General features: G+C 66.5%; 9 protein-coding genes. 4 read left to right on the forward strand and 5 right to left on the reverse strand.

Annotation, left to right across the window (positions count from 1 at the left end; genetic code table 11):
• The first annotated feature begins 506 nt into the window (after positions 1 to 506).
• Positions 507 to 1,814: an isocitrate lyase gene (gene aceA / locus HMPREF3115_RS16890; RefSeq protein WP_006402616.1), complete on the forward strand. Its 1,308-nt coding sequence runs from the start codon at positions 507 to 509 to the stop codon at positions 1,812 to 1,814.
• A gap of 210 nt (positions 1,815 to 2,024) precedes the next feature.
• On the opposite strand, the gene HMPREF3115_RS16895 is transcribed toward aceA, so the two are convergent.
• Together HMPREF3115_RS16895 and HMPREF3115_RS16900 are read right to left on the reverse strand one after the other, a co-directional pair.
• Positions 2,025 to 2,459, reverse strand: a complete 435-nt coding sequence (locus HMPREF3115_RS16895; RefSeq protein WP_006402615.1) for a universal stress protein — start codon at positions 2,457 to 2,459, stop codon at positions 2,025 to 2,027.
• Between the two features lie 141 nt (positions 2,460 to 2,600).
• Positions 2,601 to 3,506, reverse strand: coding sequence for a LysR family transcriptional regulator (locus HMPREF3115_RS16900; protein ID WP_006402614.1), 906 nt, complete (start codon positions 3,504 to 3,506; stop codon positions 2,601 to 2,603).
• A 156-nt stretch (positions 3,507 to 3,662) separates the two neighbouring features.
• Here HMPREF3115_RS16900 and HMPREF3115_RS16905 point away from each other — a divergent pair, with 156 nt between their 5' ends.
• Positions 3,663 to 4,424 carry a haloacid dehalogenase type II gene (locus HMPREF3115_RS16905; protein ID WP_053297122.1) on the forward strand — a complete coding sequence of 254 codons (762 nt, stop codon included), beginning with the start codon at positions 3,663 to 3,665 and terminating at the stop codon, positions 4,422 to 4,424.
• A 67-nt stretch (positions 4,425 to 4,491) separates the two neighbouring features.
• On the forward strand, positions 4,492 to 6,084 hold the full coding sequence (gene aceB / locus HMPREF3115_RS16910) for a malate synthase A (protein ID WP_006407732.1): 1,593 nt from the start codon (positions 4,492 to 4,494) through the stop codon (positions 6,082 to 6,084).
• A 125-nt stretch (positions 6,085 to 6,209) separates the two neighbouring features.
• Here the strand turns inward: aceB and HMPREF3115_RS16915 are convergent, their stop codons facing one another.
• The gene (locus tag HMPREF3115_RS16915) at positions 6,210 to 6,623 is read right to left on the reverse strand and encodes a gamma-glutamylcyclotransferase family protein (RefSeq protein WP_006407733.1); all 414 of its coding nucleotides are present in this window, start codon (positions 6,621 to 6,623) and stop codon (positions 6,210 to 6,212) included.
• Positions 6,624 to 6,664: 41 nt separating this feature from the next.
• A complete protein-coding gene (gene rraA, locus HMPREF3115_RS16920) occupies positions 6,665 to 7,159 on the reverse strand; it encodes a ribonuclease E activity regulator RraA (RefSeq protein ID WP_006407734.1) in 495 nt (164 codons plus the stop codon).
• 172 nt (positions 7,160 to 7,331) lie between these two features.
• Between rraA and HMPREF3115_RS16925 the strand changes: the two genes are divergently transcribed.
• Entirely contained in the window at positions 7,332 to 8,210 is an 879-nt protein-coding gene (locus HMPREF3115_RS16925) for an AraC family transcriptional regulator (protein ID WP_006407735.1), read from the forward strand.
• Positions 8,211 to 8,218: 8 nt separating this feature from the next.
• Here HMPREF3115_RS16925 and HMPREF3115_RS16930 read toward each other — a convergent pair whose 3' ends face one another.
• Positions 8,219 to 8,683: a GNAT family N-acetyltransferase gene (locus HMPREF3115_RS16930; RefSeq protein ID WP_035488286.1), complete on the reverse strand. Its 465-nt coding sequence runs from the start codon at positions 8,681 to 8,683 to the stop codon at positions 8,219 to 8,221.
• Between the last annotated feature and the right edge of the window lie 167 nt (positions 8,684 to 8,850).

Consider the following 8,850-nt stretch of genomic DNA (forward strand, 5'->3'; position numbering starts at 1 on the left):
TCACGGCCACAGCTACGGCGGCGGCAACGGCGGCGGCTGGAGCGGCAAGCCGGGCGCGAGCCGCGACGGCGGCCGTCGCGACGGTCAGCGCAGCAGCGGCCCGCGACGCAGCAATTCCGCGTCGTAAGCGCGCACGGGCGGCTTGCGAGCCGCCCACGCATCCGATCGACCGGCGCATCCGCGCCGGTTTTTTTTCGTCTCGCCCCGCTTTTCACGATACGAAAAAATCTTTTGTCTCGTAAAAAATCATGCTGCGTGGCACAACCGTGCCGATTGCAGAATAAAAAAAGACGTTTCTCATCGCGAAACGTCAATCATAACCACATGATTTTCAAAGAATAAAAATTTCAAACCATCCCGACATAGCCCCTGTTTCGTGCGACGCGATTTGCCTAGACTCTTATACAAGACTTCACGAAACGGGACGCAGCACAACCGGCTTCGCGAACAGCATCACCACCGTCCGATTCAACCGATAGGCAACACACCACTTCAAGGAGCTCATCATGTCGCGTCAGCAACAGGCACAGGAACTGCAAAAGCAATGGGAAACCGATCCGCGCTGGAAGGGCATCAAGCGCAGCTACACGGCTGAAGACGTGGTGCGCCTGCGCGGCTCGATCCAGGTCGAGCACACGCTCGCGAAGCGCGGCGCCGAAAAGCTGTGGGAGCTGATCAACAACGAGCCGTTCGTCAACGCACTCGGCGCGCTGACCGGCAACCAGGCGATGCAGCAGGTCAAGGCCGGCCTGAAGGCGATCTACCTGTCCGGCTGGCAGGTCGCGGGCGACGCGAACGTCGCCGGCGAGATGTATCCGGACCAGTCGCTGTATCCGGCGAACTCGGTGCCGCTCGTCGTGAAGCGCATCAACAACACGCTGACGCGCGCAGACCAGATCCAGTGGTCCGAAGGCAAGAACCCGGGCGACGAAGGCTATGTCGACTTCTTCGCGCCGATCGTCGCCGACGCGGAAGCCGGTTTCGGCGGCGTGCTGAACGCATTCGAGCTGATGAAGGCGATGATCGAGGCAGGCGCATCGGGCGTGCACTTCGAAGACCAGCTCGCATCGGTCAAGAAGTGCGGCCACATGGGCGGCAAGGTGCTCGTGCCGACGCGCGAAGCGGTCGCGAAGCTCTCGGCCGCGCGTCTCGCCGCCGACGTGATGGGCACGCCGACCGTGCTCGTCGCACGTACCGACGCGGAAGCCGCTGACCTGATCACGTCCGACATCGACGACAACGACAAGCCGTTCCTGACCGGCGAGCGCACGGTCGAAGGCTTCTTCCGCACGAAGCCGGGCCTCGAGCAGGCCGTGTCGCGCGGCCTCGCGTATGCGCCGTACGCCGATCTGATCTGGTGCGAAACCGGCAAGCCGGATCTCGAATACGCGAAGAAGTTCGCCGAAGCGATCCACAAGCAGTTCCCGGGCAAGCTGCTGTCGTACAACTGCTCGCCGTCGTTCAACTGGAAGAAGAACCTCGACGACGCGACGATCGCCAAGTTCCAGAAGGAGCTCGGCGCGATGGGCTACAAGTTCCAGTTCATCACGCTCGCCGGCTTCCACGCGCTGAACTACTCGATGTTCAACCTCGCGCACGGCTATGCACGCACGCAGATGAGCGCGTTCGTCGAACTGCAGCAGGCCGAGTTCGCGGCAGCCGACAAGGGCTTCACGGCGGTCAAGCACCAGCGCGAAGTCGGTACCGGCTACTTCGACGCGGTCACGCAGACGGTCGAGCGCGAAGCGTCGACGACCGCCCTGCACGGCTCGACCGAAGACGAGCAGTTCTTCGACGGCAAGAAGGTCGCGTAAGCGTCGCGCGCCACGCGCCGCCGCTGTCGCGCCCGGACCGGGCCGACCGCGGCGGCGACGACAGAGCGAGAACCAGGGAGGAGACGGCCGGCGCGCACCACGCGACCGGCCGCGCGGCCTGCGGGCCGCTTGCTACGACGCGCGCCGGCACCGTCCGGCGCGCCTTTTTTCGGCGCCGGCCATGCGCTACTCGCAGCGCCGGCACCGCGATCACCGATAGACGATCACCGGAATCTTCGTATGAGTCAGCACGCGCTGCGTCTCGCTGCCGATCAGCAGGCTGCCGAGCCCGCGACGTCCGTGCGACGCCATGAAAATCACGTCGCAGCCGCCGCGCTCGGCCGCCTCGATGATCCCGAGGTACGGCGACGGATGCACGCTCGTCCACGTATCGCAGACGACACCCGCCGCCTTCGCGGCCGTTTCGACTTCGTCGAGATGCGCGCGTGCCTCGCGCTCGCTGCGCGCCCGGAAATCGGCGGGCGGCTCGATGATTACTTCGGAAAACGGCGAATACGGATACTGCGGCAGGCACGCATACGCGGTCACGCGTGCATTGACCGCGCGGGCCAGATCGATCGCGCCGTCGATCGCCTTCTTCGACAGTTCGGAACCGTCGGTTGGAACGAGGATGTGCCGGAACATCGCGCCCTCCTGCGTCAATGGCACGCCGCGCGCCGCCGCGCCATACCTGCCCGTCGCGACGCCGCGCGCCTGCCTGTTTCGATTGTAGTGCGCGACGCGGCAGCGGCGGCAGCGGATTGGCCCGCATGTTGCCGCGCGACGCTATTCGCCCCAGTAACCGGGCCGCTCGTACGTGTGCTTCAGGTAATCGAGAAACAGCCGCACGCGCAGCGGCAGGTGCCGGCGCTGCGGAAACACGGCGTGAATGCCGATCGGCGGCGCCGCGAACGCGTCGAGCACGCTGACGAGGCGGCCGGCCGCGATGTCGTCGCCGACTTCCCACCACGATCGCCATGCCAGACCGTGGCCGGCCAGGCACCACTCGTGCAGCACCGCGCCGTCGGAGCACTCCATCGTGCCGCTCACGCGGATCGACACGACCTTGTCGTCTTCCTGGAAAGTCCAGCCGCGCTGCTGGTTCGCGTTCGCAGCGAGCGCGAGGCAGTTGTGGCGCGCGAGTTCCGCGAGCGTCGTCGGCGTGCCGCGCCGCGCGAGATAGGCGGGCGACGCGACGCACACGCGCCGGTTCTCGCCGAGCTTCAGCGACACGAGCGAAGAATCGGGCAGCTCGCCGAGCCGCACCGCGCAATCGAAGCCTTCGTTGACGAGGTCGACCATCCGGTCCGACAGATCGAGCGTGACCGACACGTCCGGATGCGCGCCGCTGAAGTCCGGCACGAGCGGCGCGACGTGGCGGCGGCCGAAGCCGGCCGGCGCCGTGATGCGCAAATGGCCGCTCGCCTTCACGCCGCCGGCGGACACGCTCGCTTCCGCGTTCTGCATGTCGTTGATGATGCGCTGGCAATCCTCGAGGAAGGCGGAGCCCTCGAAGGTCAGCGTGAGCTTGCGCGTCGTGCGCACGAGCAGCTTGACGCCGAGCCGCTCCTCGAGCGCGTCGAGACGGCGGCCGATGATCGCCGGCGCGACGCCCTCCGCGTGCGCGGCCGCCGACAGGCTGCCTTTCGCCGCGACCGCGACGAACGTTTCGATCTGTTTGAACCGGTCCATGAATCGAAAGGGACGGCACGCCGTGCCGCTCTGATGACTGAAGCGGCTCAAGATTAGGTATATGAAAGTAAAAGATCAAGTGATGATTAGCGTCTTTTTTGATACCAGCGATCACGAATAGAATCGACTCGACCTCTGAAACTGGAGCGCAAGGCTATGTCGGCCACAACGACACTCTCCTCTCCCGACGCCATCCTGTTCGACGCATTCGGCACGTTGTTCGACGTGCATGCCGTCGTGGCTGCGGCTGAGCAGATGTTCCCCGGTCGCGGGGAACGGTTGTCGCAGCTGTGGCGACGCAAACAAATCGAATACTCGCAGCTGCGCACGCTCGCCGATCCGGCCGGTGCGCACTATCGCCCGTTTCGCGACATCACGCTCGACGCGCTGCGCTTTGCCGCACGCTCGCTCGGCGTCGCGCTGAACAGCGCGGCCGAAAAGCGGCTGATGGACGAATACGCGTGTCTGTCCACCTATCCCGATACGGTGCCCGCGCTGCGGAGGCTGCGCGCGCTGGAGCCGCGTCCGCCGCTCGCGATCCTGTCGAACGGCAATCCGCAGATGCTCGACATCGCGATCAAGAGCGCCGGCATGACCGGCCTGTTCGATCGCGTGCTGTCGGCCGACGCCGTGCGCGCGTACAAGCCGAGTCCGGCCGCCTATGCGCTCGGCACCGCCGCGTTCGGCGCGAACCCGCGCGACATCGTGTTCGTGTCGTCGAACGCGTGGGACGTCGCAGGCGCCGGCTGGTTCGGCTACACGACGTTCTGGCTGAACCGTACGGGCGCACCGGCCGAAGAACTCGGCGTGCCGCCCGACGGCACCGGCACCGGCATGGCCGATCTGCTCGCATTCCTCGCCACCCCGGCTCCGTCCGGCAGAGCGGCGAACCGCACGCGTCCCGGCCCGGGCGCATGACGTTCGCATCGCTGCCGCCTTCCCCCTTCACCGAAACCGCAACTGACCGACCAAGGAGATGAGACCCATGAGCACCCCGATCACGCTGCCGCAAGGCATGGCGATCACCGGCGAGATCAAGCCGGGTTACGAAGCGATCTTGACGCCCGACGCGCTCGAGCTCGTCGCTTCGCTGCATCGCGCGTTCGAACCGCGCCGCCAGGCGCTGCTGCAGGCGCGCGTCGAGCGCACGAAGCGTCTCGACGCCGGCGAGCGCCCCGATTTTCTGCCCGAGACGAAGGCCATCCGCGAAGGCGACTGGAAGGTCGCGCCGCTGCCTGCCGACCTGCAGTGCCGCCGCGTCGAGATCACCGGCCCCGTCGAGCGCAAGATGATCATCAATGCGCTGAACTCGGGCGCCGATTCGTACATGACGGACTTCGAGGATTCGAACGCGCCGAGCTGGACGAACCAGATCGACGGCCAGATCAACCTGAAGGATGCGGTGCGCCGCACGATCTCGCTCGAGCAGAACGGCAAGTCGTACAAGCTGAACGACAAGGTCGCGACGCTGATCGTGCGTCCGCGCGGCTGGCACCTCGACGAGAAGCACGTGACGGTCGACGGCCAGCGCGTGTCCGGCGGCATCTTCGATTTCGCGCTGTTCCTGTTCCATAACGCGAAGGAGCTGATCGCGCGCGGCTCGGGCCCGTACTTCTACCTGCCGAAGATGGAAAGCCATCTCGAGGCGCGCCTGTGGAACGACATCTTCGTCGCCGCGCAGGAAGCGATCGGCATTCCGCGCGGCACGATCCGCGCGACGGTGCTGATCGAGACGATCCTCGCCGCGTTCGAAATGGACGAGATCCTCTACGAGCTGCGCGAACACAGCTCGGGCCTGAACGCGGGCCGCTGGGACTACATCTTCTCGGCGATCAAGAAGTTCAAGAACGATCGCGACTTCTGCCTCGCCGATCGCTCGAAGATCACGATGACGGTGCCGTTCATGCGCGCCTACGCGCTGCTGCTGCTGAAGACCTGCCACAAGCGCAACGCGCCCGCGATCGGCGGAATGAGCGCGCTGATTCCGATCAAGAACGATCCGGAAGCGAACGAGAAGGCGATGGCCGGCGTGCGTTCGGACAAGCAGCGCGATGCGACGGACGGCTACGACGGCGGCTGGGTGGCGCACCCGGGCCTCGTGCCGATCGCAATGGAGGAATTCGTCAAGGTGCTCGGCGACAAGCCGAACCAGATCGGCAAGCAGCGCGACGACGTGCAGGTCGAGGGCAAGAACCTGCTCGACTTCCAGCCCGAGGCGCCGATCACCGAAGCCGGCCTGCGCAACAACATCAACGTCGGGATCCACTATCTCGGCGCGTGGCTCGACGGCAACGGCTGCGTGCCGATTCACAACCTGATGGAAGATGCGGCCACCGCCGAGATCTCGCGCTCGCAGGTGTGGCAGTGGATCCGCTCGCCGAAGGGCGTGCTCGACGACGGCCGCAAGGTCACCGCCGAGCTCGTGCGCGAGTTCGCGAAGGCCGAGCTCGAGAACGTGAAGCGCTCGGTCGGCGGCAACACGCAGCCTTACGAGCGTGCGGCGGCGATCTTCGAACAGATGTCGACGTCGGAAGGCTTCACCGAATTCCTGACGCTGCCGCTGTACGAGGAAATCTGATAGGGCCGGCCGCCGCGGCGCACCGCCGCGTGCCCGCCGGTCCGTTCGTCAAAAAGCGCCCTGCGGGGCGCTTTCTCTTTTTGCGACAGCCGGCTCGTCGTCGCGGACACCGACGCTCACGTCGCTCACGCCGCTTCGCGCTCGCGCCGATGCCGGACCCAGTCGCCGGATGCGATCCGCGGACGGTCGGCCGTCGCATGCGCGGCAACCGGGTAATACAGGCACGCATACTGGCGGCCGCCGAGTTCGACGGTCACGCTCTCCTGACGGAACAGCGTGTCGACGCCCGGATACACGCGCTCGATCTCGTCGAGCACGGGCACCAGCCGCTCGTCGATCTCGTACACATCGCCCCATACGATCGACGTGCCGACGTGCGCGGCCGTCATGCCGGGATACGTGCCGAAATCGTACAGTTCGCCCGGCAGCGCCGCCGCGCCGATCAGCGTCGGCGCGGGAATGCCGTGCCGCGCGGCCGCAAGGCCGATGTCGTTGATCTCGCCGGCCCTCAGCGTGCCGTAGACGAATACGTAGCGCATCGATCTCTCCTTCAGCGATTCGCGTGCAGTCGCACGTCGGGTCAGGTCAGCGACGTCGCGCTCACGAGCACGCCGTCGTCGTCCGCGTAGATCCATTCGCCCGGCGCGATCCGCGTGCCGAGCACCGTGACCGGCACGTCGCGCTCGCCGGCGCCGCGCTTGTCGCTCTTGCGCGGATGCGTCGCGAGCGCGAGCACGCCGACCTTGCATTCGCGCAGTTCGGCCGCATCGCGCACGCATCCGTGCACGACGATGCCGGCCCATCCGTTCTTCTCGGCCAGCGCGCCGAGATTGCCGCCGACGAGCGCGCAGCGCAGGCTCGCGCCGCCGTCGACGACGAGCACGCGGCCGCCGCCGTTCTGCTCGAGCGCCGCACGCACGAGCGTGTTGTCCTCGAACACCTTCAGCGTCGCGGCGGGCCCGGCGAAGCGCGCCGCACCGCCGTACGGCCGCAAGGCCGGCTGCAGCACGCGCAGCGTGCCGGCGGCCAGTTTGTCTTCGTGGGCGTCGCAAAGATCGGTTGTTGCAAACGTCATCGGTTCGTCTCCTTCGATCGAGGGGCACGCTGCGGCACGGTGAACGCGAAGGCCGTCCCGCCCATACAAAGTTCATTGAAACGCTGCATTATCGACCCAAAAGCCGCCGCCTGCGCTTGCACGGCCCCTTCTACAATAACGGCATCGCCCGCCGCTCCAGTCCGAACCGCTCATGCATCCGATCGTCCCGGCCGACGCGTCGAATCCGTACGACGTCATCGACATTCCGCCCGAGTTCGCGCCGACGCGCGCGCACCCGATGCGCGTGCGCGCGCGCCACGTCGACGCGGGCAGCCGCATTCCGCTGCACACGCATGCGTGGGCGCAGCTCGCGTATGCATCGCGCGGCGTGCTGCGTGTCGCGACGACCGGCACGACCTGGATGGTGCCGCCGTCCCGCGCGATCTGGGTGCCGCCGCACGTCACGCACGAAGTCGCGATCGTCGAAGAGGCGTACCTGCGCACGCTCTATATCGACGAATCGATCGTTCCGGACGGGCTCGCCGCGTGCCGCGTGGTCGAAGTGACGGGATTGCTGCGCGAGCTGATCGTCGCACTGGACGCGCGCGACCTCAGCGACGGACGCGAGCGCCTGCTATGCGGGCTCGTGCTCGATGAACTGAGCCGCGCGGAGCCGTTGCCGCTCGCGGTGCCGATGCCAGACGAAAAGCGGCTCCGGACGCTCTGCGAATCGGTGCTCGCACAGCCGGCAAACGCCGAATCGCTCGAACACTGGGCGAGCGAGGTAGGGGCGAGCACGCGCACGATCTCGCGGCTCTTCAAGCAGGAACTCGGAGTGAGCTTCTCGCAATGGCGGCAGCAGGCGCTGCTGGCGCGCGCGATTCCGTTGCTGAATCAGGGGCGCCCGCTCTCGCATATCGCGCGCGAACTCGGCTACCAGAGCCAGAGCGCGTTCTCGGCGATGTTCCGGCGCGCGTTCGGCGAAAGCCCGCGTGCCTTCATGCTGCGCGGATACGAGCACCGCGGCACCGAGCGCGTCGCACCGAGCGACGACATGCGCGACGACGACGCGCACGATACGGCGCGGTGAGCCTCGCGTCAGACCGGCCGCACCATGTGACGGATCGAGCCGAGTTGCGCGAGGCGCGGCCCTGTCACGTGATAACCCATACGGCGGTACAGACGCGCGGCCGGATTGTCGACGAACACGCGCAGTTGCAGCTCGTGCAACCCGCGCGCACGCGCCCAGCGATGCGACATGTCGAGTAGATAGGTGCCCGCGCCGCGACCGCGATGGCCGGCCGCGATCTGCACGTCGCGGATATGCAGCGAGTCGCCCTCTTCCGTCACGCGCAGCACGCCGATGCGCTGACCGTCGGCTTCGAGAATGAAATTCTCCGATTCGCGCCAGCTTGCGTAGAACAGGTCGCTGCGCCATACGAGCCCGTGCCGCTTGTAATAGCCGCCCATGTTGCCGTGCGTCAGCGCCTCGGCGAACGGAAAATCGCCGGGCTCCGCAGGCCGGAGCTGATACAGGAGTCGCAGGTCGGTCGGATCGAGCATCGCGCGGGGATCAGGAAGGCATGCCGTCACGATAGCGCAGTCGCGTGCGGATGCAATCGCGAATTTCTCGTAGCGCGGGGCGGCGCGCCGATTCGGCGGCAAAGATGGCGCAGCAATAGAAGAAGCCCGCACAAGGCGGTAATGCCGTTCAGTTAAGGTTCTTTCTG

Source organism: Burkholderia sp. HMSC10F09 (assembly GCF_001806955.1).
Lineage (GTDB): Bacteria > Pseudomonadota > Gammaproteobacteria > Burkholderiales > Burkholderiaceae > Burkholderia > Burkholderia multivorans.